25 protein-coding genes are annotated in these 25795 nt (G+C 65.8%); 15 read left to right on the top strand and 10 right to left on the bottom strand.

Annotation, left to right across the window (positions count from 1 at the left end; genetic code table 11):
• The first annotated feature begins 27 nt into the window (after nucleotides 1-27).
• From BSY238_RS13120 to BSY238_RS13100, 5 genes are all read left to right on the top strand, one after another.
• Entirely contained in the window at nucleotides 28-1281 is a 1254-nt protein-coding gene (locus tag BSY238_RS13120; protein WP_069039538.1) for an esterase-like activity of phytase family protein, read from the top strand.
• A 79-nt stretch (nucleotides 1282-1360) separates the two neighbouring features.
• Nucleotides 1361-2635 carry a glycerophosphodiester phosphodiesterase family protein gene (locus tag BSY238_RS13115; protein WP_069039537.1) on the top strand — a complete coding sequence of 425 codons (1275 nt, stop codon included), beginning with the start codon at nucleotides 1361-1363 and terminating at the stop codon, nucleotides 2633-2635.
• Between the two features lie 66 nt (nucleotides 2636-2701).
• On the top strand, nucleotides 2702-3919 hold the full coding sequence (locus BSY238_RS13110; RefSeq protein ID WP_069039536.1) for a glycerophosphodiester phosphodiesterase: 1218 nt from the start codon (nucleotides 2702-2704) through the stop codon (nucleotides 3917-3919).
• Between the two features lie 18 nt (nucleotides 3920-3937).
• A complete protein-coding gene (locus tag BSY238_RS13105; RefSeq protein ID WP_069039535.1) occupies nucleotides 3938-5113 on the top strand; it encodes an esterase-like activity of phytase family protein in 1176 nt (391 codons plus the stop codon).
• Nucleotides 5114-5139: 26 nt separating this feature from the next.
• Nucleotides 5140-6534: an endonuclease/exonuclease/phosphatase family protein gene (locus tag BSY238_RS13100; RefSeq protein WP_069039534.1), complete on the top strand. Its 1395-nt coding sequence runs from the start codon at nucleotides 5140-5142 to the stop codon at nucleotides 6532-6534.
• Nucleotides 6535-6559: 25 nt separating this feature from the next.
• Here the strand turns inward: BSY238_RS13100 and BSY238_RS13095 are convergent, their stop codons facing one another.
• From BSY238_RS13095 to hemN, 4 genes are all read right to left on the bottom strand, one after another.
• On the bottom strand, nucleotides 6560-8008 hold the full coding sequence (locus tag BSY238_RS13095) for an HDOD domain-containing protein (RefSeq protein WP_069040670.1): 1449 nt from the start codon (nucleotides 8006-8008) through the stop codon (nucleotides 6560-6562).
• A 122-nt stretch (nucleotides 8009-8130) separates the two neighbouring features.
• A complete protein-coding gene (locus BSY238_RS13090) occupies nucleotides 8131-8556 on the bottom strand; it encodes a universal stress protein (protein ID WP_069039533.1) in 426 nt (141 codons plus the stop codon).
• A gap of 28 nt (nucleotides 8557-8584) precedes the next feature.
• Complete coding sequence (locus BSY238_RS13085; protein ID WP_069039532.1) at nucleotides 8585-9310, bottom strand: sulfite exporter TauE/SafE family protein; 726 nt, start codon at nucleotides 9308-9310, stop codon at nucleotides 8585-8587.
• Between the two features lie 152 nt (nucleotides 9311-9462).
• Nucleotides 9463-10848: an oxygen-independent coproporphyrinogen III oxidase gene (gene hemN, locus BSY238_RS13080; protein WP_069039531.1), complete on the bottom strand. Its 1386-nt coding sequence runs from the start codon at nucleotides 10846-10848 to the stop codon at nucleotides 9463-9465.
• 73 nt (nucleotides 10849-10921) lie between these two features.
• Between hemN and fnr the strand changes: the two genes are divergently transcribed.
• The gene (gene fnr, locus BSY238_RS13075; protein WP_069039530.1) at nucleotides 10922-11656 is read left to right on the top strand and encodes a fumarate/nitrate reduction transcriptional regulator Fnr; all 735 of its coding nucleotides are present in this window, start codon (nucleotides 10922-10924) and stop codon (nucleotides 11654-11656) included.
• Between the two features lie 147 nt (nucleotides 11657-11803).
• On the opposite strand, the gene miaA is transcribed toward fnr, so the two are convergent.
• Both miaA and mutL read right to left on the bottom strand, forming a co-directional pair.
• Nucleotides 11804-12742, bottom strand: a complete 939-nt coding sequence (miaA, locus tag BSY238_RS13070; RefSeq protein WP_069039529.1) for a tRNA (adenosine(37)-N6)-dimethylallyltransferase MiaA — start codon at nucleotides 12740-12742, stop codon at nucleotides 11804-11806.
• Between the two features lies 1 nt (nucleotide 12743).
• Entirely contained in the window at nucleotides 12744-14501 is a 1758-nt protein-coding gene (mutL, locus tag BSY238_RS13065; RefSeq protein WP_069039528.1) for a DNA mismatch repair endonuclease MutL, read from the bottom strand.
• 89 nt (nucleotides 14502-14590) lie between these two features.
• Here mutL and BSY238_RS13060 point away from each other — a divergent pair, with 89 nt between their 5' ends.
• Entirely contained in the window at nucleotides 14591-15247 is a 657-nt protein-coding gene (locus BSY238_RS13060; protein ID WP_069039527.1) for a DedA family protein, read from the top strand.
• Here the strand turns inward: BSY238_RS13060 and BSY238_RS13055 are convergent.
• Complete coding sequence (locus tag BSY238_RS13055; protein WP_069039526.1) at nucleotides 15168-15695, bottom strand: hypothetical protein; 528 nt, start codon at nucleotides 15693-15695, stop codon at nucleotides 15168-15170. The genes BSY238_RS13060 and BSY238_RS13055 overlap by 80 nt on opposite strands.
• A 211-nt stretch (nucleotides 15696-15906) precedes the next feature.
• Between BSY238_RS13055 and BSY238_RS13050 the strand changes: the two genes are divergently transcribed.
• The 8 genes from BSY238_RS13050 (at nucleotide 15907) to BSY238_RS13015 (ending at nucleotide 23540) form a co-directional block, all read left to right on the top strand.
• Entirely contained in the window at nucleotides 15907-16524 is a 618-nt protein-coding gene (locus tag BSY238_RS13050; protein ID WP_069040669.1) for a hypothetical protein, read from the top strand.
• 59 nt (nucleotides 16525-16583) lie between these two features.
• The gene (purN, locus tag BSY238_RS13045; protein WP_069039525.1) at nucleotides 16584-17225 is read left to right on the top strand and encodes a phosphoribosylglycinamide formyltransferase; all 642 of its coding nucleotides are present in this window, start codon (nucleotides 16584-16586) and stop codon (nucleotides 17223-17225) included.
• Nucleotides 17218-18432: a DUF3108 domain-containing protein gene (locus tag BSY238_RS13040; protein WP_069039524.1), complete on the top strand. Its 1215-nt coding sequence runs from the start codon at nucleotides 17218-17220 to the stop codon at nucleotides 18430-18432. The genes purN and BSY238_RS13040 overlap by 8 nt, the downstream gene beginning before the upstream one ends.
• Nucleotides 18429-19730 carry an RsmB/NOP family class I SAM-dependent RNA methyltransferase gene (locus BSY238_RS13035; protein WP_069039523.1) on the top strand — a complete coding sequence of 434 codons (1302 nt, stop codon included), beginning with the start codon at nucleotides 18429-18431 and terminating at the stop codon, nucleotides 19728-19730. Before BSY238_RS13040 ends, BSY238_RS13035 begins: the two co-directional genes overlap by 4 nt.
• On the top strand, nucleotides 19720-20325 hold the full coding sequence (locus tag BSY238_RS13030) for a phospholipase D family nuclease (RefSeq protein ID WP_069039522.1): 606 nt from the start codon (nucleotides 19720-19722) through the stop codon (nucleotides 20323-20325). The genes BSY238_RS13035 and BSY238_RS13030 overlap by 11 nt, the downstream gene beginning before the upstream one ends.
• 5 nt (nucleotides 20326-20330) lie before the next feature.
• Nucleotides 20331-21647, top strand: a complete 1317-nt coding sequence (locus tag BSY238_RS13025) for a mechanosensitive ion channel family protein (RefSeq protein WP_069039521.1) — start codon at nucleotides 20331-20333, stop codon at nucleotides 21645-21647.
• 76 nt (nucleotides 21648-21723) lie between these two features.
• Nucleotides 21724-22899, top strand: a complete 1176-nt coding sequence (locus BSY238_RS13020; RefSeq protein ID WP_069039520.1) for a DesA family fatty acid desaturase — start codon at nucleotides 21724-21726, stop codon at nucleotides 22897-22899.
• 188 nt (nucleotides 22900-23087) lie between these two features.
• Nucleotides 23088-23540: a universal stress protein gene (locus tag BSY238_RS13015; protein ID WP_069039519.1), complete on the top strand. Its 453-nt coding sequence runs from the start codon at nucleotides 23088-23090 to the stop codon at nucleotides 23538-23540.
• 48 nt (nucleotides 23541-23588) lie between these two features.
• Here BSY238_RS13015 and BSY238_RS13010 read toward each other — a convergent pair whose 3' ends face one another.
• The 3 genes from BSY238_RS13010 to ccoG are packed head-to-tail and all read right to left on the bottom strand — an operon-like array spanning nucleotide 23589 to nucleotide 25793.
• Entirely contained in the window at nucleotides 23589-23873 is a 285-nt protein-coding gene (locus BSY238_RS13010) for a hypothetical protein (protein ID WP_069039518.1), read from the bottom strand.
• Nucleotides 23866-24381, bottom strand: coding sequence for a FixH family protein (locus tag BSY238_RS13005; RefSeq protein ID WP_069039517.1), 516 nt, complete (start codon nucleotides 24379-24381; stop codon nucleotides 23866-23868). The genes BSY238_RS13010 and BSY238_RS13005 overlap by 8 nt, the downstream gene beginning before the upstream one ends.
• Before the next feature lie 2 nt (nucleotides 24382-24383).
• Entirely contained in the window at nucleotides 24384-25793 is a 1410-nt protein-coding gene (ccoG, locus tag BSY238_RS13000; protein WP_069039516.1) for a cytochrome c oxidase accessory protein CcoG, read from the bottom strand.
• Between the last annotated feature and the right edge of the window lie 2 nt (nucleotides 25794-25795).

Genomic DNA, 25795 nt, shown 5'->3' with positions numbered 1-25795 from the left:
GCACCCATCGTCAGACAGGGAGATCCCATGAAGCTTTCATCGCATACCCGCCCGCTCGCGCTTGCCTTCGCACTGTCGCTGATCAGCATTGGCGCACAGGCGGCCGCGCCGTTCCAGCTCGACTACATCGGCCAGCAGATCGTGCCCACGGGCACGCAGTTCGCCGGCACCACGGTCGGCGGCCTGTCGTCGATCGATTACGTGTCGGCCAGCGGCCGCTACATCGCGATCAGCGATGACCGCTCGGCGTTCAACCCGGCGCGCTTCTACGAACTGTCGCTCGACCTGAACGCCTTCACGCGCTCGGCCACACCGGGCATGGCCGGCGTGGGTTTCACAGGTGTGACCACGCTGCTCGACACGACCGGCCTGCCCTTCGCCACCAATCAGGTCGACCCGGAAGGCATGCGTTACGACGCGACGCGCAACCAGCTGTACTGGAGCAACGAAGGTCAGCGCTCGGGCGCGGGCTTCCAGAACCCGACGGTGCGCGCCGCCAATATCGATGGCAGCCACGTGCGCGACTTCGCGGTGCCGGCGCGCTACAACCCGGTCGGCAGCAACAGCGGGCTCGCAGCCGGTGACAGCGGCGTCTACAACAACCTCGCGTTCGAAAACCTCGCAATCTCGACCGACGGCAACACGCTGTACGCCGCCACCGAAAACGCACTCGCGCAGGACAGCCTGCCGGCGACGGCGTTCAACGGTTCGCGCAGTCGCATCGTGTCGTTCGACATCGACAGCGGCGCCGCCGGTGCGGAATTCATCTACGACGTGAGCCCGGTGGTGTTCGCGCCGAACCCGGCGAATGGTTTCGCAACCAACGGCCTGACCGACTTCATCGTCGTCGGTGACCGCCAGTTCATCACCATCGAACGCTCGTTCTCGCTCGGCACCCCCGCGAATGGCATTCCGGCGACCGGCAACACGATCCGTCTGTTCTACGCCGACGCGCGCAATGCCACCGACGTGTCGTCCTTCGATTCGATCGCCGGACAGACGATCACCGCCGTCAGCAAGACCTTGCTGCTCGATCTGTCGGACCTGAAGAATGACGACGGCTCGACCCTGTCGCTCGACAACATCGAAGGCCTCACCTTCGGACCGGCCTTCAATGGCAAGCAGACGCTGATCCTCGCGTCGGACAACAACTTCGGCGCCACGCAATTCACGCAGCTCATCGCGCTGGAAGTCACTGCCGTACCCGAACCCGAAACCTACGCGATGCTGCTGGCGGGCCTGGGCCTGATCGGCATGGCGGCACGCCGCCGCTTGAACTGAGTACTGCCGGGTCCGTGGGCAACTCTGCCCGCGGACCTGCCCCCCGCTCCGCCCGAAATCCAGCATGGAGGACTCCACGATGAAGCACACTGCCCTGTTTGCCGCACTCGCCGCTGCGCTTGGCGCCGCCCCGCTGCTGACGCCGTCCGACGCGCTGGCCGCTACGCCCTACAACACGCTCAGCGGCGCTGCGCCGCTGGTGATCGGCCACCGTGGCGCGTCCGGCTACCGTCCGGAACACACGATCGAGGCCTACACGCTCGCCATCGAACAGGGCGCCAACTACATCGAGCCCGACCTCGTCATGACGAAGGACGGCGTGCTGATCGCCCGCCATGAGCCGATGCTGGCGCGCGTCAATCTCGATGCCAGCGGCAATATCGTGTTCGGCACCGATGGCAAGCCGGTGCTCAACCGCACCGATACCAGCACCAATGTGTGGGAGCTCGAGAAATACAGCGACCGCCTGACCGTCAAGACGCTGGACGGCACGAAGGTCGGCGGCTGGTGGGCGGAAGACTTCACCGCGGCCGAAATCCGCACCGACATCCGCACCCAGGAACGCCTGCGCGACCTGCGCACCGGCAACAACGCGTTCAACAACCAGTACGTCATTCCGACGCTGCAGGAGGTGATCGATCTGGCCAAGGCGAAGAGCGTCGAAACCGGCCGCACCATCGGCATCTACCCGGAAACCAAGCACCCGACCTACTTCAAGAACTTCACAGACGCGAACGGCCTCACGCGCATGGAAGACACGCTGGTCGCCACGCTGCACGCCAACTACGGCAATACCGCCAGCGCGCCGGTGTACATCCAGTCGTTCGAAGTATCGAACCTGCAGTACGTCAATACGCAGACCGACATCCGCATCGCGCAGCTGCTGAGCAGCGGCGGCCGGCCGTATGACTTCACCGTGGCAGGCGACCTGCGCACCTACGTGCAGCTGGCCGAACTCGACGCCGAAGGTCTGCTGTTCATCGAAGGTTACGCCGACGGCATCGGCGCCAATACCAACCTGCTGATTCCGCTGGTCGGCGGCGTGCTCGGTACACCGACCAGCCTGATCGCCGACGCGCACAGCCTCGGCCTCGAAGTGCACGCCTGGACCTTCCGCGCGGAAAACATCTTCCTGCCGAACGAGTTCGATTCCAGCAGCGACCCGGCCGCCTTCGGTGACATGAAGGGCCAGATTCTGGCTTTTACCGCGCTCGGGCTGGATGGCTTCTTCACCGATCACCCGGACATCGGCGTGGCCGCCGTGGCGTCGATTCCGGAGCCGGAAACCTACGCCATGCTGCTGGCCGGCCTCGCGCTGACCGGATTCATGGCACGCCGCCGCAAGGCTGGCTGAGCCCCGGGGCGCGCTGTACCCGGCGCGCACCTCAGGAAGACCGCTGCATCTCCCGGAGACACACTCATGAAAAATCTGGTCACGCTTCGTCCCGCCCTGCTGTGCGTCGCACTGCTGTCCGCCTTCAACGCACCGGCGGCCTTCGCCTGGAACACGCTGTCCGGCGCCGCCCCGATCGTCATCGGCCACCGTGGCGCATCCGGCTACCTGCCGGAGCACACGCTGGCTTCGTATGCGCTCGCCATCGAACAGGGTGCGCACTTCATCGAACCCGATCTGGTGCTGACGAAGGACGGTCACCTGATCGCCCGCCACGAGCCGATACTGGATGGCACGACCAATGTGTCCAGCATGTTCGACGCCAGCCGCAAAACCACGCGCTTGCTCGACGGTGTGTCGACCACCGCCTACTTCGCCGACACCTTCACGCTGGCCGAGATCAAGACGCTGCGCGCCATCCAGCCGCGCGCCGACCGCGACCAGAGCTTCAACGGGCTGTACGACATCCCGACGCTTGACGAAGTGATCACGCTGGCGCAGTCGAAGGGCGTGGGCATCTATCCGGAACTGAAGCACTCGGTCTACATGAATGCACAGGCCGCGAACAACGGTTTTGCCGCGAATTACTTCGAGGACAAGCTGGTCAGCACGCTGCATGCCGCCTACGGCAACGCGGCCGCCGCGCCGGTGTTCATCCAGTCCTTCGAAGTGTCGAACCTGCAGTACCTGAATGGCAGGACCGACATCCGTCTGGTGCAGTTGATGGATGCCTGGGACGTGAATGCCGACGGCAGCATGGACCTGACGGTGCCGCCGTATGACCGCCCGTTCGACTTCGCCGAAGCGGGTGACCCGCGCACCTTCGGCGACCTGCTGACCCCAGCCGGCCTCGACTTCATCGCCTCCTACGCCGACGGCATCGGCCCGTGGAAGCCCTATCTGCTGAAGACCGTGGCCGACGGCGTCGAGCGCACCGGCGACGGCGTCATCGACGCACGCGACCGGCTGGTCGAAGGCAGCACCGGCATCGTCGAAGCCGCCCACGCACGTGGCCTGCTGGTGCACACCTGGACTTTCCGCGACGACTCGATCGGATACCAGCTTGGCTACGGCACACCGGAAGAGGAATACGCCGCGTTCTACGCCCTGGGCGTCGATGGCGTGTTCTCGGATCACCCGGACACCGCACTGGCTGCGCTGGCCGCCGTACCCGAACCCGAAACCTACGCGATGCTGCTGGCGGGCCTGGGCCTGATCGGCTTCGCCGCCCGTCGTCGCGCCTGATCACCCGGAGTCAACGAGATGAAAAAGACCTTGCTGGTGGCCCTGCTCGCCACCTTTGCCGGCCACGCAATGGCAGCCGACTTTTCGCTGCGCGTCATCGGCGAGCAGCGCATCGCGACCGGCACGCTGTTCGAGGGCGTCGAGTTCGGTGGCATTTCCGGGCTCGACCGCGCCGCCGATGGCCGCTACTGGGCGATTTCGGATGACCGCGGCGGCGAGCGCGGCACGCCGCGCTTCTACAACCTGTCACTGGACTACGACGCGGCCGGCTTCAATAGCGTCACCGTGAACAACCAGACCTTCATGCAGCGGCCGGACGGCTCGACCTTCCCGTCGAATGCGCGCACGGTCGATCCGGAAGGCATCCGGGTGGCGCCGAACGGCAACCTGTACTGGTCGTCGGAGGGCAACTGGAGCGCCAATGCGGCCAGCCGCTACCAGCCCTTCGTGCGGGAAATGACCACTTCGGGCGCCTTCGTGCGCGAGTTCGCCACACCGGCGATGTTCAACTACGTCGACAACGCCACCACCGGCGGGCGCAGCAACAAGCTGTTCGAAGCACTGACGGTGGCGCCGAACGGCACGATCTGGATCGCCAACGAAGACGCGCTGGTGCAGGACGGCCCGCTCACCTCGGTGAGCAACGGCAGCGTGGTGCGCGTCACGGCGATCGATCCGGTCAGCGGCGCATCAGGTGCGCAATATGTATACGCCTTGCCGCCGATTCCGGTCGATGCCGTGCCAGGCGCACCGTTCGGCCCGGACAACGGCCTGCCCGAGCTGCTGGCGATTTCCGACACGCAGTTCATCGCTGTGGAACGCGCCTTCGCCTTCGGGGTCGGCAACACCATCCGCCTCACGCTGGCCGAAATCATGCCTGACACGACCGACGTCAGCAGCTTCGCCAGCCTCACCGGTGCGACCTACACGCCGATGCGCCGCGAGCTGCTGCTCGACATGCCGATCACGTTCAACGGCATCACGCTGGACAACATCGAGGCGATCAGCTGGGGCCACACGCTGGCCAACGGCAACCGCACGCTGGTGCTGGCCGCGGACAACAACTTCAGCGGCACCCAGGTCACCCAGTTCATCGCACTCGAAGTGTCTCCCGTACCCGAACCCACCCGCATCGCGCAGTTTCTCGCCGGCCTCGGCCTGATGACGCTGACGCTGCGCATGCGCCGTCGCTGAGCCGCCCCTCTGAAAGGACACCCGACATGAAATACGCACTCACCCCGATCGCCCTTGCACTGCTGGCCACGGCCGGCGCCGCGCAGGCGGAAACCGTCCGTTTCGCCACCTTCAATGCCTCGCTGAACCGCGACGCCGCGGGTGATCTGCTGTCCGACCTCGCCAACCCGGGCGCGGTCGGCGTCAGCACCATCGTCGCGAATCGCATTCAGCAGGCGCGCAACGTGGCCGAAATCGCCCAACGCGTGCAGGCCGACGTACTGCTGGTGAACGAATTCGACTTCGATCTGAATGGCACACCCACTGCCAGCAGCGTGCCGATGGGCCTCGGTTATTCGAGCGAAGGCGCACGGTTGTTCCAGCAGAACTTCCTGTCGGTCGGCCAGGGCAATGGGGTGCGCGGCCTGACCAGCGGCATCGATTACGCGTATCGCTACACGCCGAACACCAACACGGGTCTGGCGTCCGGCTTCGACCTGAACAATAACGGCGTGATCGGTGGCGGCGACGATGCATTCGGTTTCGGCAACTACGGCGGCCAGTTCGGTTTCACGATCTACTCGAAGTACGAGATCGTCGGCGTGCGCAGCTTCCAGAATTTCCTGTGGAAGGACATGCCGGGCAATCTGCTGACCAATGACCCGACCGCCAATCCGCTCACCGACTTCTACTCTGCAGACGAAATCAATGCGCTGCGCCTGTCGTCGAAGAATCATGTCGATGTGACGGTGCGCATCAACGGTCAGGACGTGCATTTCCTGACCGCCCACCCGACGCCGCCCACCTTCGACGGCGCGGAAGACCGTAACGGCAAGCGCAATCACGACGAAATCCGCTTCTGGGCCGACTACGTCAATGGCGCCGGCTACATCTATGATGATCAGGGTGGCAACGGCGGCCTGGCTGCGGGCGCGAAGTTCGTCATCGCGGGCGACTACAACGCCGACCCGTTCGACGGCGACAGCTATCAGGGTGCGATCAACCAGCTGCTGGGCGACCCGCGGGTGAATACCTCGCTGACCCCGGCGTCGGCCGGCGGTACCGCCGCGGCGACCTACCCCAGCAACAACGGCACGGCGAACCAGTCGCACATCGGCGACCCGCAGTTCGATACCGCCGACTTCAGCGATTCGGCACCGGGCAATCTGCGCGTCGATTACGTGCTGCCGTCGGCCAACCTCGAAATGACCGATGCCGGCATCTTCTGGCCGGTCGATCCGGATACGTCGGTGCCGAACACCACCGGCGACCTGTTCGACCTCGTCGGCACATTCCGCGACCCCAATCTGTACGCCAATCTGGCGAGCTCTGACCACAAGGCGGTGTGGGTGGATGTGACGGTCGTGCCGGAACCCGAAACGTACGCGATGCTGCTGGCCGGTCTGGGTCTGATTGCCGCGGCGTCGCGGCGCCGGAAGTAAGGTGAGCTGACGGGGCGCCGCCCGGTCAGGACTTGCGCGAGGACGCTTCCAGGGCGATGCCGGCAAGCTGGGCGAAGGTCGCGAGCGCGTCCGGCGTGCCGGGCCGCATCGGCGGGCGCGTCGCGGCGCGATCGACGTACAGCACGCCCACGACGTGGCCATGGGCGTTGATCGGCACCAGCACCTGGTGTCGCTGGCCAAGTGCCGAACGCAGGCGTGTGATCGACGGCAATCCGGGGGCGGGCACATGTGACGCCTCGACGTCGATGACGCGTCCGTGATCGACCAGTTCGGTCAGCGCATCGCGCGCCGCGCCGGCCAGCAGGAAATTGAAATGGCGCATGAGTTGCTGCGCGCCGCGGCCGTGCGTGGCCCGGGCGGCGAGCTGCGAGCGGTTGGCGGTGACCAGCGCGAGCACGGCGCGGTCGGCGCCCAGCGAGCGGCCGGCGCCTTCGAGCGCCAGGTCGAGCACCGCGCCTGAAGCCGAGTGCGCGGCGATCAGCGCCACCATGCGGCGCGATATGTCGAACTGCAGCGCCGGATCGGGGTCGGCCAGGATGGCCGGTGCGCCGGTCTCGTCCTCTTCGTCCGGACGCGCCGGCACCGGGATGCGCGCTGCGGCTTCTTCGCAACCGTAAAAGCCAGCCAGGCAGGCCGCTTCGCGCGCGTGTGCGGCGACCACCGGCGCAACGGTCGCCACATCCTGCCGCAACAGTTTCGCGTAGTCGCGCACCGATTCCCGTGCCTTTTCGCTTTGCCATCCGGCTTCGGCAGCACTGGCCAGCCGGTAGCTGGCGATTACCAGCGCTTCGCGGCTGTCTGAGCGCGCGCTGTCCACACAGGCATTCGCCACCAGCCCGGGCAGCGCCCATTCGCGCGCCAGTAACTGGGTGAGCGAGCGCAGACGGAAGCCGAGCACTTCTGATTCGACCTTTTCCGGCACGACACCCGGCTTGCGCAGGGCGCGATCCAACTGCTGACCCGCTTCACCCGAAAAACACCAGAAGGCCAACTCGCCGATGCGCGACAGCAGTGTCGCGATGAACACCTCTTCGGGCGAGGCATCGCCGCGCACCGTGGCGGCATGCTTTGCATGGACGGCCGCGTGGAAGCAGCGCGCCATTTCGGCGCTGACCCGGTCGCGTACGCCGCCGGCCAGAAAGGCGTCGATCAGCGCGACCGAGATCGCGATGTTGCGCACGGTGTCGAAACCGAGCAGCACGATGGCGCGCGAAATGGTGTTGATGCGGCTGCCTTCACCGTGGAAGAACACGGAATTGGCCATGCGCAGCACGCGCGCGGTCATGCCGGCATCGCGCAGGATGATGCGTCCAAGCGCCGACGTCGGACTCGCGTCGTTCTCCGCGACCTCGCCAATGGCGGCCAGCGTCGCGCTGAAGATGGGCATGTCCTGATTGCGCAGCTTGTCCACCCAGACCTGCAGTGGATCGGTGGCAACGGGTGTGGCGCTCATGTGCGTATCCATTGCGGAAAAGTAGGGAACTCTTCCAGCTAACGGCGCGCCGCTGCGATTTCTTGAGCGAGCATAAAGCCCAGCGCAAGGCCCGGCGCGGATCGCAGCCGGGCAGGCAACAGTTATCGGACCAGCAGCACCGGCCGCTTCGAATGATGCAGCACACCGCTGGCGATCGAGCCCAGCGCGAAGCTGGCCAGTGCGCCGTGGCCGCGGCGACCCATGACGATCATTTCGCAGTCGTGCTGTTCCGCATAGCGGGCTATCGTTTCCGCCGGCGGACCGACGTGCAGGTGGAGGATGGGTTCGACCTTGGCATTGCGCAGTGTTTCCAGCGCAATGCGAGTCGCGTCCTCGCCTTCTTCGCGGTAGTAGTCGTTCAGCGCCTCTCGACTCACATGGTGCTGCAGCAGGCCGCTGGGCACTGCTGCGTGCACGAACAACAGGTGGATTTCCGGCACGCTGGTGAAATTGGCCGACAGGCGCAGCACTTCGGCGACGGCGCGCACGCCGTGTTCGGAACCATCGACGGCAAGCAGGATACGCATGGTGAAATCAGTCTCGTTGCAGGGACACTCAAGTATGGCAGATGAGCCCGTTCCACAGCCCATCGCCGAGGGTGGATGCGCGTGCCAGCCCGACCAGACCGAAGCCCAGCACCATCAGGCCGGCCACCCTGCGCAGCGCCGGATTTCGGGTCAGTGCGCGCAACCGGGTCAGCAGCATGCCGGCCAGCAGCAGGTTGGGCAGCGTGCCCAGCCCGAAAGCCAGCATGATCAGCGCGCCGCTGGCCGGCGAGCCGGAAAGCAGGGCCAGCCCGAGCATGCTGTAGACCATGCCGCACGGCAAAAAACCCCACAGCAGGCCGACGCCCAGCGCCTGCGCCGGCGTGCGCGCCGGCAGGAAACGGCCGGCGATGGGCTGGATGCGCGCCCACAACGGGCGGCCGAGCGCCTCGATGGGTGCGAGCACCCGTGTGTAGCCGGTGAGGTACAGACCAAGCGCGATCATCATCACATTGGCCAGCACATACAGCACTGTCTGCAGCGGCAGCGCGCTGCCGGCCAGCAGGCCAACGCCGCCGATGCCGCCGGCAACCGCCCCGGCAAAGGCATAGCTCGTGATGCGGCCGGTGCTGTAGGCAAGGTGCAGCGAGAGAGCTGGCAACTGCGCGCGCCAGCCGGGCTGGCGGACGTGGGGCACGCCGGCGGATATCGCCGATACGATGCCGCCGCACATGCCGGCGCAGTGCACGCCGCCGAGCAGGCCGACCAGAAATATCGCGGCAAGACCGAGACTCATGGGAAATCAATCACTTTTGAACGGGTAGGTGGCGCGATCGTGCGCTTCGCCCCGTGCGCATGCAAGGCGACGCCGCGCGAGTATCTGCTGACGTCACGCCGCTGACGGCATGCGCACCACAGACACGGTGCGCGATTTGAGGAGAACAGACCCTAGACGACCTTCGAGTAGCGAACCGTTTCCGAATCGAGGCGCAGATAGCGGTCGAACACCATGCATACGGCGCGCACCAGCAGGCGACCGCGCGGCGTGATGCCGATCCAGTCCGGCTCGATGGTCAGCAGGCCGGCATCGGCCAGTTCCTGCAGCTCAGCCAGCTCCGGGGCAAAATATTTTTTGAAATCAATTGCGTAACTGCTTTCTATCGCTTCGATGGACAGTTCGAAGTGGCACATCAAGGCGCCGATCACGGCGCTGCGCACGCTGTCGTCGGCCGTCATGTCCAGGCCGCGCATGACCGGCAATTCGCCGTCGTCGATCGATTTGGCCCAGCTTTCGAGGGTGCGGTGGTTCTGCGCAAAACTGGCGCCGACGCGGGAAATGGCCGACACGCCGAGCCCGATAAGGTCACAGCCGGCGTGCGTCGAATAGCCCTGGAAATTGCGCTGCAGCCGGCCGTGGCGTTGCGCCTGCGCGAGTTCGTCGTCCGGGCGGGCGAAGTGGTCCATGCCGACATGCACGTAACCGGCTTCGTGCAGGCGGTCGATCGCCAGCTTCAGCAGCTGCGGGCGCACGCTGACGTCCGGCAGCATGCTTTCGTCGATGCGCCGCTGCGGCATGAACTGCTTCGGCAGGTGGGCATAGTGATAGATGGCGACGCGATCCGGCGCCAGCCGGATCAGGGTGGCCAGCGTGGCGTCGAAACTGTCGAGCGTCTGCCCCGGCAGGCCATAGATCAGGTCGACGCCGGATGACACGAAGCCATTGGCGCGCGCCGCACGCAGCACGACTTCGGTCTCTTCCACGCTCTGCACGCGGTTCACTGCGCGCTGCACCACGGGGTCGAAGTCCTGCACGCCGATGCTGATGCGGTTGAAGCCGAGCGAGCCCAGATGCGCGATGCGGGCGGCGCTGACGCCGCGCGGATCCATTTCGATCGAGCACTGCGCCGATTCGGCGATGCGGAAGTGGCTGCGCAGGCCTTCGAACAGCCGGGTCATCTGCGCGTCGTTCAGGAAGGTCGGCGTGCCGCCACCCAGGTGAAGCTGGGCCACTTCGCGACTGCCCTTGACCAGCGCCGCCTTCATCGCCAGTTCGCGCAGCAGCGTATCGACGTAACTGTCGGCGCGCGCGTGATCCTTGGTAATGATCTTGTTGCAGGCGCAGTAGTAGCAGATCGTGTCGCAGAACGGGATGTGGATGTAGATAGACAACGGCCCGGCCGCCGCATTGCGCGCTTCGAGCCGCGCGCCGTGCGCCCGGGCGTCGTGCGAGAAGTTGAAGCGATCGGCCGTCGGATACGAGGTGTAGCGCGGGCCGGGCACATCAAAACGCCGCATCAGCTGCGGGTCGAACACGAGTTCTTTTGCGACATTCATGATTTCTTGGCACACTTTGCGGTGCGTGCATCATGCAAGCGCGTCCCCCACCGCGCATTGATCGACGTCAATAATGAGCAGCGTCCCGATACCCATCACGTCACACGGTCTTCAAGTAGCCTGTTCGGCCTGCAATCTGCGCGAGCTTTGCATGCCGGTCGGCCTGTCGGAACAGGAAATCGAACGGGTCGATGAACTGGTCGGCGCGCGCCGCAAGGTGGCGCGCGGCATGCCGCTCTACCTGTCCGGTGAGGCCTTTCAGTCGCTGTTCGCCATCCGCACCGGTTTTTTCAAGACCGAAGTCGTGTCGGAAGACGGCCGCGAGCAGGTGACCGGCTTCCAGATGGCGGGCGAACTGATGGGGCTGGACGGCATCGGCACCGGTCAGCACAACTGCGATGCCCGCGCGCTGGAGGACAGCGAGGTGTGCGTCATCCCGTTCAACCGCCTGTCGGAACTGTCGCGCGAGATCGACACCTTGCAGCACCACTTCCACAAGGTGATGAGCCGCGAAATCGTGCGCGACCAGAGCGTGATGATGCTGCTCGGCACGATGCGCGCAGAAGAACGTCTGGCCGCCTTCCTGGTGAATCTGTCGCAGCGTTTCATGTCGCGCGGCTATTCGGCGACCGAATTCAACCTGCGCATGACGCGCGAAGAGATCGGCTCCTATCTCGGCCTCAAGCTCGAAACCGTCAGCCGCGGCCTGTCGCGCCTGCAGGACGAAGGGCTGCTGTCGGTCAGCAACAAGAACATCCGCATCCACAAGCTGGACGACCTGAAGAAGGCGATGAGTCCGCGGTGTTGAGATTCAAGATCCAAGATGCAAGATGAAAGCAAAGGGCGTCGCGAGGCGCCCTTTGCGTTTCGGACGGTTTCAGGTGCGAGCTGCGGACTGCGGCGCTCGTCCGGTTTTCCTTTCATCTTGAATCTTGCGTCCCGGTGCTGGAGACCTTCACCCGCTCACGCGGGCGAAGGTCTCCAGCACCGCGTCCGCCGCGTCGGCGCGACAGCAATCGATGCGCCGGTCGATCGGCATCGAGCGCAGCCAGGTGATCTGCCGCTTGGCGAGCTGGCGGGTGGCGTAGATGCCGGTGTCGCGCATTGCGGTGGCGTCGATGTCGCCTTCGAGGTAGTTCCACACCTGCCGGTAACCGACGCAACGCATCGACGGCATGCCGGCGTCGAGCGCGTACTTTTCGCGCAGCCTGCGCACCTCGTCCACCAGCCCCTGCGCCAGCATCGCATCGAAGCGCGCCTCGATGCGCCGGTGCAGCCAGGCGCGATCCGAAGGTTCGAGCGACAGCACGGTCATCGGCGGCAGCGGCGCATCGACTTCACGCCGGGCATAGCTTTCGGCCAGCGGCCGGCCGGTCAGCGTGACGATTTCCAGCGCGCGCTGGATGCGCTGCGCGTCGTTCGGCTTGAGACGGGCGGCGGCGGCCGGGTCGCACGCGGCCAGCTCGGCGTGCAGCGCCGGCCAGCCCTGTGCGGCGGCACGGCGGTCGATGTCGGCGCGCAGATCGGCATCGGCTTCCGGCAGGTCGGACAAGCCGTCGCGCAGCGCCTTGATGTACAGCATGGTGCCGCCGGCCAGCAGCGGGATGTTGCCGCGACCCTGGATGGCGGCGATAAGCGTGCGCGCGTCGGCGGCAAAGCGCGCGGCCGAATACGCCTCCTGCGGCGACACGATGTCGATCAGGTGGTGCGGGCACAGCGCCCGCTCTTCCGGCGTCGGCTTGGCAGTGCCGATATCCATGTCGCGGAACACCAGCGCCGAATCGACGCTGACCAGTTCGACCGGCAACGCGCCGGCAATGCGGGCGACGGCGGCCGTCTTGCCGCTGGCGGTCGGGCCGAGCAGCACCAGCACGGGTGCGGAGGCGGGCGGCACGTCAGCGGCCGCGCATGAACAGGCGGTCCAGTTCGCCCATGGTCAGCTGCACCCAGGTCGGCCGGCCGTGATTGCACTGGTCGGCGCGCTCGCACGCTTCCATGTCGCGCAGCAGCGCATTCATTTCCGGCAGCGCCAGCAGACGGTTGGCACGCACCGCGCCATGGCAGGCCATCGTCGCGAGCAGTTCGTTGCGCCGCCGCTCGACCACCTGGCTGGCTGGCGCCTCGCGCAGCTCTTCCAGCAGCGCGCGCAACAATGCGGCGGTGTCGGCACGCGCCAGCAGCGCCGGCACGGCACGCACCATCAATTCGTTCGGCCCCGCCTGGCCGACGTCGAAACCGAGCTTGTCGAGCACGTCGGCGTATTCGAAGGCGGTCGCCACTTCGCGCGCGCTCATCGACAGCACGGCCGGAATCAGCAGCCGCTGCACCGCCGGCGCGCCTTCGAGCACCTTCTTCAATTGCTCGTACAGGATGCGTTCGTGCGCTGCATGCATGTCCACCAGCACCAGGCCGGCGCTGTTCTGCGCCAGCACATACACGCCCTGCAACTGGGCGAGCGCGAATCCGAGCGGCGGACCGGACTCGGATGGCGCGTCCGGCAGGCCCGCGGCATCGGGGCGGGCCGCAGCAGGCAGTGCGTCGTGACGGACGAAATCGAAGTAGCGCGCCAGCGGCTGTTCGACGCCCCGGCCCTGCTGCATCGACCAGCCGGTTTGCGAGGGCGGCGACCGGAAGGCATCCGGATCCGCAGTCTGCGACGCAACCGGCTCGGCCGTCTGCGTCGACAGCGCCAGTGCGCGCTCGACCGCGTGGAACACGAACTGGTGAATGCCGCGCGCCTCGCGAAAGCGCACTTCGGTCTTGGCCGGATGCACATTCACATCGACGGCGCGCGGATCGAGTTCAATGAACACGACGTAAGCCGGGTGACGCGCGCCGTGCAGCACGTCGGCGTAGGCCTCGCGCAGCGCGTGCGCCAGCAGGCGGTCGCGCACGAAGCGGCCATTGACGAAGCAGTACTGGGCGTCACGCCCGGCGCGCGAAAACGCCGGCTGGGCGACGAAGCCCGATATCCGGAGCGGGCCGGCGTCGGCCTCGACCGGGCGCGCGTGCTGCATGAATTCGTCGCCCAGCAGTGCGCGCACGCGGCTCGCCATGTCGGCCGCCGGCAGGCGCTGCGTGACGCGGCCGTTGTGCTGCAGTTGGAAGGCGACCTGCGGCACCGACAGCGCGATGCGCCGGAACACGTCGTCGCAGTGGCCATACTCGGTCTGTTCGGTGCGCAGGAACTTGCGCCGGGCCGGGGTGTTGTAATAGAGATCGGCCACGTCCACTACGGTGCCGGCATCAAGTGCGGCCGGTTCCGGCGCGCTGCCGGCATCGATCCGCCAGGCGTGCGGAGAACCGGTCTGCCGGCTGGTGATGACCACCCGGGCCACGCTGGCGATCGACGCCAGCGCCTCGCCGCGGAAACCCATCGTGGCCACCGCTTCGAGGTCATCGAGCGACGCAATCTTCGACGTGGCGTGGCGGGCGAGCGCCAGCGGCAGGTCTTCGGGCGGCATGCCGCAACCGTCGTCGGCCACCCTCAGGCGCTTCACGCCACCGGCTTCGAGCTGCACGCGGATGTCGCGGCTGCCGGCGTCGAGGCTGTTTTCGAGCAATTCCTTCAGCACCGATGCGGGGCGCTCGACCACCTCGCCGGCGGCAATCTGGCTGATCAGCAGGTCGGGCAACAGCTGGATGGAAGGCATGCGCAGGCAGAAAACGGGGGCGGGCGTCGATTTTACGGGCCGTCACAGTCATCCGCTATCATCCGGGCTCGATTTCAGCGCGACCCACCATGGAACTGCTCACCACCTTCATCGACATCATGCTGCACCTGGACAAGCATCTGGCCATGCTGGTGACACAGTACGGCGCCTGGGTCTACGCCATCCTCTTCCTGATCGTGTTCTGCGAAACCGGTCTGGTGGTGACGCCCTTCCTGCCCGGCGATTCGCTGCTGTTCGTCGCCGGCGCGATCGCGGCAGCGGGCGGCATGCACATCGGCCTGCTGATCGTGCTGCTGATCATCGCAGCCGTGCTGGGCGACGCGGTGAATTACGCGGTGGGCGCGTGGTGCGGCCCGCGGGTGTTCAAATGGGAAAATTCGCGCTTCTTCAACCGCACGGCGTTCGACCGCACGCATGCGTTCTACGAGAAGCACGGCGGCAAGACGATCATCATCGCGCGCTTCATGCCGCTGATCCGCACCTTCGCACCCTTCGTGGCCGGGGTGGCACAGATGAGCTACCCGCGCTTTGCGATGTTCAACATCACAGGCGCCATCATCTGGGTGGTGTCGCTGGCGCTGGCCGGCTACTGGTTCGGCAACCTGCCGTGGGTGAAGGAAAACCTGACGCTGGTGATTCTGGCGATCATCGCGATATCGCTCGCACCCCTGGTAGTCGCATGGGTGCGCGCAAAGTTCGGGCCGGCTTCGGGAAATCCAGTCTGATGCGCGGCCAGCAGGCTTCGAGCGCAAAACTGTAGCGTTCGGCACCGGCCACGATGACGACCACACCGGCGCGTTGCACGTCGGCCAGCAGACGCTCGGCGCGCAGGCTGGCCACCCCGCCGCTGACCCGGCCGAACGCGCCCTCTGCGCCATCCCCCAGATGAAGATAGAGCAGCGCAGCCTGCCGACGCGCCTGCTGCAGCGACGGCCGCCACTGTTCGGCGCTGATCGGCTCGTCGTTGGCGGCCTCGAGTTCGACGCGCATCAGCGGCTGATCGCGCAGCCGGGCGAGCGCCATCGCCAGCGCATCGCACTGGACGTCGCGCCCGCCGCACAGCAGCACGCCGCCGTGGTCGGCCCGCATCAGGGTGCGTAGCAGCTGGCCGAAGCGACGGCTGCCTGCCTTGACGCCCGGAGCGCGCACGCGCTCGAGTTGTTCCATCTTCATGGTTGATGTACGGAGGTTCTGGGACTTGCTCGTGCGCGCGCCGCGGGTGCGTCGCGCGCCCAAAGCGGGCCCGGGTTGTCGTACGCTGTCGGTCATGAGTGCTATGACAGCCTGTAAGACGATTGTGCGCGTGCTGTGTTGCGCCGCGATAGCCAACTGGATCACGGGCTGCGGCGGCACTGGCCAGAAACCCGCGCCAGTGGCTGATTCCATGCATCCGAAACAGATTGTTAAAAGTGATATCGACCGGGTACTCGAAGCGCATCACCGGGAGATATTCGCCAGTCTGGAACGGCTGGCCGACAAGCTGTACCGGCGCAACCCGCGCGAATGGCGGCGTGCCGGGCTGAACAGTCGGGAAGAAGCGCTGGCCAGACTGTTCAATGCCGATCGCGGATGGCAGCTGGCCGAATTCGACGGCAAGCGCGACATCGAGGTGATGCGGCTGGCCTTTTCGGCCGAATTCGCGGGCGACCGGGTGGCGGCGCTGATCGTCGGCATGGGCGGCATGATCCAGACCGCGTGGGCCGACCGGACCGAACTGTTCATCATGGATGAACTCGATCCGCAGGCGCTGTCGAACTGCGCACGCAACGTCGAGATTTCGGCGTGGAAGCTTGCGCAGTCGCGCGACGTCGCCGGCGAATTGCTGCTGCTGTCGAACGAAATCGGCCCTGACGGCATGCGCAACCTGAGCTTCGAGCGCGAAATGGGCAAAATGATCGGCTGGCTCGACATGAGTTCGCAGATCGTTGCGGACAAGAACCGGCGCGTGGTGACGCGCATCCTGCAGTCGCTGGCGACCGCGGTGTTCCTGCCGGTCAGATAGGCAGGCGCCGCGTCGGACGGCGATAATCCGCCCTTGATTCCTCCTACCGACAGCCCCGAATGACATCCGTCGTCATCCTGATTTCCGGACGCGGCAGCAATATGCGGTCCATCGTCGACGCCGGCCTGCCGGCGGACATCCGCGCCGTGATCAGCAACCGGCCGGACGCCGCCGGCCTCGCCTACGCACGCGATCGCGGCATCGCAACCGCGGTGGTCGACCACACCACCTACCCCGACCGCGCCGCCTTCGACGCCGCGCTGGCCACCTGCATCGATCGCCATGCCCCGAATCTGGTCGTGCTCGCCGGCTTCATGCGCATCCTGACGCCCGGCTTCGTCGAGCACTATCGCGGCCGCATGATCAACATCCATCCGTCTCTGCTGCCGGCCTTCACCGGGCTGCACACGCACCGGCGCGCCATCGAGGCGGGGTGCCGGGTGGCCGGCGCCACGGTGCATTTCGTGACCGGCGAACTCGACGGCGGCCCGATCATCGCGCAGGCGGCGGTACCGGTGCTGGCGGGCGATAACGAAACCACGCTGGCCGCACGCGTGCTGAAGCAGGAGCATGTGCTGTACCCGCAGGTGGTGCGCTGGTTTGTCGATGGCCGGCTCGCGCTGCACGACGGCCGCGCCGTGCTGCACGGTGACGCCACGCCGGACAGCGCTGCGCTGTGCGTTCCGAGTGCGGATGTCTGAACCGCTGAACCGATCCCGGCTGCTGTTCGCACTGGCCGTTTCGGTGCTGCTGCACCTTCTGCTGGCCGGCGGGCTGCGCAGCTTCGATCACGAGCGCCTGCCGGACGAGCGCAGCACGATACGTGCGGCGCTGATTGCGCCGCCCGCCCCGCCGCCACCGAAAGCCGAGCCGACGCCATCTCCGGTCGCCGAGGCGACGCCGGTGCCGGTGCAGGCGCCCAAGCAACCGCCAAGGCCGCGCAGCCCGAAGCCGGCGCCGGTGGCGCTGCCCGAACCCGAGCCTGCGCCCGAGCTGCCACCGCAACCCGCGCCGAGCGACGATCCGGTGGCGGATGACGGCGAAAACCAGGACGCCATTGGCGATCGCGAACTGCTGGACCGGGCGATAGCCGAAGGTGCGCTGCCCGATCGCGACGATACGGTCGGCCTGACAGCGCAGCGCGCCGTGGTCAGCGAAGCAAGACTGGAGTTCGCGGTGTTCCGCGGCGAACTGGCCATCGGCGAAACCCGCTATCACTGGGTGCACGACGGGAGTGATTACCAGATGGATCAGGTCACCGAAACGACCGGTCTGGCCGGCCTGCTCAAGCCGCTGCGCGTCGAACAGCGCAGCACGGGCGAAGTGACGGCGCAAGGTCTGAAGCCGCTGCGCTATGTGTCGCGGGCGACACAGGGCAAGGCGACCGAGGAGGAGGTGGTGTTCGACTGGGACGGCAATCGGGTTATGCTGCGCGCCGGTACCAAGCAGTCGGAACACGCGCTGTCGCCCGGTGCGCAGGACATGCTGAGCCTGTGGCTGGAAATCATCTGGCGCGCACAACACGGCGGCGACTTCGATTTCACGCTGGCCACCGGCAAGCGCTTCACGCCGCGCTGGTTCGTGGCCGACCCGGAGCTCGGCAGTCTCGATACCGCCGTCGGACGGCAGCTGGTCAAGCGGCTGCAGGCGCGCGCCCAGGCCGGCGACAATCAGATCGAAGTCTGGCTGGCACCGAATCTGCGCTGGCTGCCGGTGCTGATCCGCTTCACCGATCGCAAGGGCGATGTGTACGACCAGCGCGTGCGCCTGATCGAGTATGAAAACCTGAGTCTGCGTGCCGGCACTGCCGGTGCCGCTGCCGGAACGACCGCGCCCTTCGGCGATCCGGTCGATCCGCCACCCCGATACGAGCCGGCGGAAGAACCCGCCAACCCCTACCTGCGATGAAACCGACCGAAAAACTGATAGACAGCACCGCCGACGTCCTGAGCCGGATGCTGCGTTTCGAACACACCGCCGACAGCGTGCTGTCGGCCCACTTCCGCGATCAGCGCGCGCTGCAGTCGCGCGAGCGCGCCTTCGTCGCCGAGCATGCCTACCTGGTGCTGCGCCGTCTGCGCTGGCTGCGCGCCGTGGCGGGCGAGAACGCCGGTGCGCGCAAGCTGCTGATCACCGCGCTGGCGCGCATCGAAGGTCTCGGACACAAGTTTCTCGCACCGCTGATTTCGCGCAATGAGGCGCAGTGGCTGGAAACGCTGGCGCCGACCGCCGACACCGAACTGTCGCTGGGCGAACGCACCGACCTGCCGGACTGGGTGATCGAGCGCCTGCTTACGCAGATGGACGAAGCATCGCTGCTGTCGCTGGCGCGCGCGCTGAACACGCAGGCGCCGCTCGACCTGCGCGTGAACCTGATGAAGAGCGACATCGATGCGGTCACCGCGACGCTCACCAACAATGGTCTGACCGTGACACCCGGGCGCTTTTCGCCGTGGGCCCTGCGTCTGGGCGAACGTCCGTCGCTGACCAAGAATCCGCTGTACGAGAAGGGCATCATCGAGGTGCAGGACGAAGGCAGTCAGCTGCTGGCGCTGCTGCTCGCGCCCAAGCGCGGCGAAATGGTGGTCGATTTCTGCGCCGGCGCCGGTGGCAAGACGCTGGCGCTGGGCGCGATGATGCGGTCGACCGGGCGGCTGTACGCCTTCGATGTGTCGGAAAAGCGGCTGATCAAGATGCGCCCGCGGGTCGCACGTTCCGGCCTGTCCAACATCCACCCGGTGCTGATCGACAGCGAGAACGACATCAAGGTGAAGCGACTGGCCGGCAAGATCGACCGCGTGCTGGTCGATGCGCCGTGCTCCGGTCTGGGCACGCTGCGCCGCAATCCGGACCTGAAGTGGCGCCAGACGCCGACTGCGGTCGAGGAACTGGTGGTCAAGCAGGGCGCCATCCTGGCCGGCGCGGCGCGGCTGGTGAAACCGGGCGGCCGTCTGGTCTATGCGACCTGCAGCCTGCTCGACGCGGAAAACCGCGGCGTGATCGACACCTTTCTGGCCAGTCATCCGGACTTCGTGCGCGTGCCGGCGAATGAAATCCTGGCGGCCGGCCGGATCGATCTGGACACCGGCGTCGATCTCGAACTGCGCCCCGACGTGCATGGCACCGATGGCTTCTACGCTGCGGTGATGGAGCGCCGCGCTCCGGACAGCGCAGCCCGCAACCCGGAGACGGTCGATGAATCCTGAACGGCGCGCCCCCATCCTGGCCGTCGCGCTGCTGGCCGTCGGCCTGCTGGCGGGCGGCACCGTGCAGGCGGGCCCTGCGCTGCCGGCCGAAGGCAAGGTCGAAGTCGGCTTCGCGCCGTGGGACGACGTCGAGCGGCTGGTCATGGACCAGATCGACGGTGCGAAGCAGGCGGTGTATGTCCAGGCCTACATGCTGACCAGCCGGCAGATCGCGAAGACGCTGATCGCGGCGCACGAGCGCGGCATCAAGGTCGAAGTGATCGCCGATCGCGACAAGGTGCTGAAGGACGAATACAGCGCGCTGCCCCGGGTCGCAGGCGCCGGCGTGCCGCTGTGGCTGGATGGTGCCTACAGCGCGGCGCACAGCAAGGTGATGATCATCGACCCGGACGGCAAGGAGCCGGTCGTGGTGACCGGTTCCTACAACTTCAGCGTCGCGGGCAAGTCGAAGAACGCCGAGAACGTGCTCGTGCTGAGCGGCCAGCGTGCGCTCGCAGCTTCATATATGCAGAACTGGAAGCGCCACCGCGCGCAGTCGGTCAGCTTTGCCGATGCGGTGCAGGAAACCCTGCGCGGTGAAGCCGTCACGCCCTGACCCTCATGAACAACCTGTCTTTCGACGCACTGATGGCGTTGCTGGCGCTCGACAGCACGCGACTGGAACTGGGCGTCATCGCAGCCTGCCTCTTGCTGGCCGGCCTGTTTGCGCGCCACATGATCCGGCGCCAGCGCGCCGAGGTGCTGGCCAACGGCAACGAGGTATTGAGCAACGCGGCGCGGCTGGGTCGGGCCGGCATGCAGCGGCTGATGTTCCCGCTGGCCGGCATCCTGCTGCTGGCGCTGGCGCGCGGCGCATTCGCCCTGTTGCACCAGACGCCGGTGCTGATGCATCTGGTGATCGCCATGCTGGTGGCGATGGGGGTCATCCGGCTCATCGTGTATGCGCTGCGCCAGGTCTTTGCACCGGCCGGCTGGCTGAGCACCTTCGAGGTGTTGATCGTTCTGGCCATCTGGACCGCCTGGGCGATGCACGCGCTGGACATCCTGCCCGAAGTCATCGACTGGCTGGACAGCCAGCAGATCACGCTGGGCAAGCAGAAGCTGACGATGTGGACGCTGCTGCAGGGCGGTGCCTGGGTGCTGATGACGCTGATCGCGTCGATCTGGCTGTCGGGATCGGTCGAGCGCAAGCTGATGCGGGCGCCGATCGACAGCAATCTGCGCATCGTGCTGGCACGGGTGGCAAAGGTTGCACTGGTACTGCTCGGGCTGATCATCACGCTGCCGCTGGTCGGCATCGACCTGACCGCGCTGTCGGTGTTCGGTGGCGCGCTGGGCGTGGGGCTGGGCTTCGGTCTGCAGAAGATCATGGCCAACTATGTATCGGGGTTCATCCTGCTGCTCGACCGCTCGATCCGCATCGGCGACCTGATTTCGGTCGGCACCGACCGGGGCCAGGTCACCCAGATCACCACGCGCTATACGGTTGTGCGCAGCCTGTCGGGGGTCGAATCCATCATCCCGAACGAACTGCTGATCAGCTCGGTGGTGCAGAACGAAGGCCTGTCGGACCGGCAGGTGCGCATCGCCATCGCGGTGCAGGTCAGTTACAGCGACGACGTACCGGCTGCACTGGCCATCCTGCAGGACGCCGCACTGACCCAGGAGCGGGTGTTGAAATCGCCCGCTCCGGCGGCCTTTCTCCACTCCTTCGGCGACTCGGGCATCAACCTCGAGCTGGGCATCTGGATCGCCGACCCGGAAGGGGGGGCGCTCGGACTGCGCTCGGCCATCCAGCTCGAAATACTCGAACGTTTCCGTGCCGCGGGTATTGAAATACCGTTCCCGCAACGCGAACTAAGGATTATCCGCGACCGAAACGTTTCGACCCCGCCGGGCGATGTCGCAAACACTTGACGCGGCGCAAATTGACCGCGGGCCCGGCTCGCGTAGAATCCAAGGCTTGACCTTTGCTTTACCGAGAAAGACCTGAATGTTAAATGGTTTGATTGATCTGCCCTGGTGGGGTTACATCGTTGTAGCGCTGGCGTTTACCCACCTCACGATCGCAGGCGTCACGATCTACCTGCACCGCCACCAGGCGCACCGTGCGCTCGAAATGCACCCGCTGCCCAGCCACATCTTCCGTTTCTGGCTGTGGATGACGACCGGCATGGTGACCAAGGAGTGGGCGGCCATTCACCGCAAGCACCACGCCAAGTGCGAAACGCCCGAAGATCCGCACAGCCCGGTGGTTCTGGGCATCAAGAAGGTGCTGACCGAAGGCGCAGAACTATACCGCCTCGAAGCGAAGAACAAGGAAACCATGGCGCGCTACGGCCAGGGCACACCGGACGACTGGATCGAGCGCAACCTGTACACCCGCCACTCCGGGCTGGGCATCCGCCTGATGCTGATCACCAACGTGATCCTGTTCGGCCCGCTCGGCCTGACGATCTGGGCCGTGCAGATGGCCTGGATCCCGATCTGGGCGGCCGGCGTCGTGAACGGTCTCGGCCACTACTGGGGCTATCGCAATTACGACTGCACGGACGCCGCGACCAACATTTCGCCGTGGGGCATCCTGATCGGCGGCGAGGAACTGCACAACAATCACCACGCCTTCGCCACGTCGGCCAAGCTGTCGTCGAAGTGGTACGAGTTCGACATCGGCTGGATGTACATCCGCATTCTCGAGATCATGGGTCTGGCCAAGGCCAAGAAAACCATTCCGCAGCCGCGTTTCCAGGCTCGCGACGTGGTGGATACCCAGACGCTCGAAGCGATCATCACGCATCGTTACGACGTGATGACCCGCTACATGAAATCGCTGCGCTCGATCTACGCCGAAGAGGTTGAAAAGCTGCGGACGTCGCATGTTGCGCTGGCCGATGGCGACCGCTATCAGCGCTTCAAGCGCTGGCTCAGTCGCGGTGAAAACGCGCAGCCGGCGAGCGACGATGCCGAAATGGCATCCGTTCTGGCACACAGCAGCCGACTGGAAACGGTGCACACGATGCGCCATGAACTGATTGCACTGTGGGCGCGTTCCACCGCGTCGAGCGAACAGCTCTTGAAGCAGTTGCAGGATTGGTGTGCTCGCGCAGAGTCCAGCGGCATCAAGCAGCTGCAGGACTTTTCGAGGCGCCTGAAGACCTACGCGGTCTGACGCACCTCCCGTGTGGGCGAAAGCCGGAGGTGCTTGATTGCACGTCCGGCTTTTTCTTTGTGGTGCCGCGTTCCGCGGCACCTGATCAGCGCGTGCGACGGAACGCAACGACCCGCAGAGGCCGTGTGTTCGAACCGGCCGGATGCCGACGCGGCAGCCGGTCAATCAATACAGAGGAGTCATACAGGATGTTTCGCCACATACTCGTGCCGGTCGATGGATCAGACCTTTCAAAGGCTACGGTGACGCACGCCATCTGCTTTGCCAGAGATGTGTCGGGCCACGTCACCTTCCTGTACGTGATGAAGGATTACCCGGTATCGCTGCTGCACAGCGAGGCGGACGAGGAGAGCATCGATCCGATCGCGCCGAACGACTTCACGGACGCGATGCGCACGCACGCCGACCGCATCCTGCAGGCGGCACGTGCCGAGGCGGAAGCGGCCGGTGTCGCCGTCGACAGCATTGCGGTGACGCAGGACGAGCCGCACAAGGCGATCATCGAGATCGGTCTGTCGCGCAAGGCCGACGTGATCTTCATGGGTTCGCACAGCCGGCGCGGGCTGGCCAGCCTGCTGCTGGGCAGCGTCACGCAGAAGGTGCTGTCGAATTCGAAGATACCGGTACTGGTCTACCGCTGAGCGCAGCAGTGGCGGACGGCGACGCCCGCCACCCTGTACGGCACGCGATCAGCGTGCCGGCAGCTTTTCAGCCAGCCAGGCCGTCATCAGGCTGGATGCGCCGGTGACTGCCCAGAAGCCGAAGAACCCGATCGAATAGGTCGCGACCGGCGAAAAGCCGACCGGCTCGCCGAGCAGGTAAAGCTCCTGCGGATTGATGACGCTGAAGAACACCAGTTCGGCGACTGCAGCGACCAGAAAAGAGGGCCAGGACACGAGCGCGAACAATCGCGCTGCGCCCCCCGGCGTGCGGTGGGTATCGTGCGGATCTTCGTCGTTGAACGCTTCAGCCACGGTTCTTCCCCGCGTCGAGCAGCAGCGAATCCTGACGCCGCCAGTCGCGCACATCGTCTTCGATCACCAGCTTCCAGTGGGTCGGTGCAAGATCCTGCACCACACCCGAGTACAGACCACCAACGCCATCGAGCAGCAGTTCGCGATCAAGCTCGCTGCGCGTGGGGTGCGCGAGAAAGATCCGCAAGCGACCGGGCAGCTTCGCCGGATCGGTCATCGACAACCGGACGTCGAGCCTCATCGTGCCGTCACCGCTGCCCTCACCCTGCGGCAGTGCGGTGATCGCCACCTTGACGCCGAGTTCGTCGGCGCGCCGTTCGCGTTCCAGCGTGCGGTTGATCGTCAGGCCCTGCTTGTAATAGTCATCCGCGACCAGCGCGGTATTGCCGGTGGCGGCAAGCCAGGTCGTGATGACGCCGGCCACGATGACGGTGACCGGCCCGAGCATCAGCAGCCAGGGCCAGCGGTGGCGATACCAGGGCAGCTGCAGTGTCGAATTGTCTGACATGGTCACCTCGGTTGCAGGAAGGACGACTTTTCGTGCACCCGGACATCGGGTGCATCGACCGCCTGCAGATTGAAATACACGGTATGCGAACCCGGCGCCAACGACTCGGCATCGACCTGCACGCGCACGCCCACATCGCGCGATCCGGCTGCTTCGACTTCGATTTCGCGCAGTCCGGGTATGGCGGCGCCCGGCAGGCCTTCGACCTCAAGCACGAAGCGACGCGCCGATTCAGACGTGTTCATCACCCGTAACTGGTACACATTCTCGATCTTGCCGCCTTCGACCTCGCGCGCCAGCGAGGCACGGTCGCGCATCACGTTCATCTTGACCGGTGTGCGGGTCAGCAGCGCCCACGCGAAGCCGGACACGATGAACAGCAACAGGCTCGTATACAGGATGACCCGAGGACGGAGAATGTGCGCAAGCACTTCGCGCCAGCCTTCATGCGCCGGCTTGCCGGCAAGCTGGGCGCGTTCGGTCGAATAGGCGATGAGCCCGCGCGGCCGTCCGACCTTGTCCATCACCTGATCGCAGGCGTCGATGCACAGCGCGCAGCCGATGCATTCGTACTGCAGGCCGTTGCGGATGTCGATGCCGGTCGGACAGACCTGCACGCACCAGTCGCAGTCGACGCAGTCGCCGACCGGCTGACCTTCCTTCGCCTTCTTCTTGTTGCCGCGCGGCTCGCCGCGGTTCGCGTCATAGCTGACGATCAGCGTGTCGGGGTCGAACATGACGCCCTGGAAGCGCGCGTACGGACACATGTACTTGCATACCTGTTCGCGCATGTGACCGGCGAACAGATAGGTGAAGGCGGCGTAGAACAGCATCCAGAAGCCTTCCCACGGGCCCAGTCCGAAACTGCCGACTTCGGCCGCCAGTTCCTGGATCGGCGAGAAGAAGCCGACGAAGGTGAAGCCGGTCCACAGCGCCAGCGCGGCCCAGATACCGTGCTTGGCGAATCGACGGCCGAACTTCGACAGACTCATCGATGCGGCGTCCAGCTTCATACGCGCCGACCGATCGCCTTCGACGTGACGCTCTATCCACATGAAGATTTCGGTATAGACCGACTGCGGACAGGCATAGCCGCACCAGACACGACCTGCCACGGCGGTGACCAGGAACAGCCCGAGCGCGCTGATGATCAGCAGCAGCGTCAGGTACACCACGTCCTGCGGCCACAGCACCAGCCCGAAAATGTAGAACTTGCGTTCCACAAGATCGAACAGCACCGCCTGGCGACCGTTCCAGGGCAGCCAGGGCAGGCCGTAGAACACCAGCTGGGTGATCCACACCATGGCCCAGCGCAGCGAATTGAAGCGCCCCTTGATGCTGCGCGGCTGAATCTTCTTGCGCGCCGCATACAGATCGGATTCGTCAGCCGGCACTTCGGTGATCGGAATCACCC

The organism is Methyloversatilis sp. RAC08 (assembly GCF_001713355.1).
In the GTDB taxonomy this organism is placed as follows: Bacteria; Pseudomonadota; Gammaproteobacteria; order Burkholderiales; family Rhodocyclaceae; genus Methyloversatilis.
The sequence above is the reverse complement of the archived record's forward strand: the minus strand, read 5'-3'. Positions and strand labels throughout refer to the sequence as shown.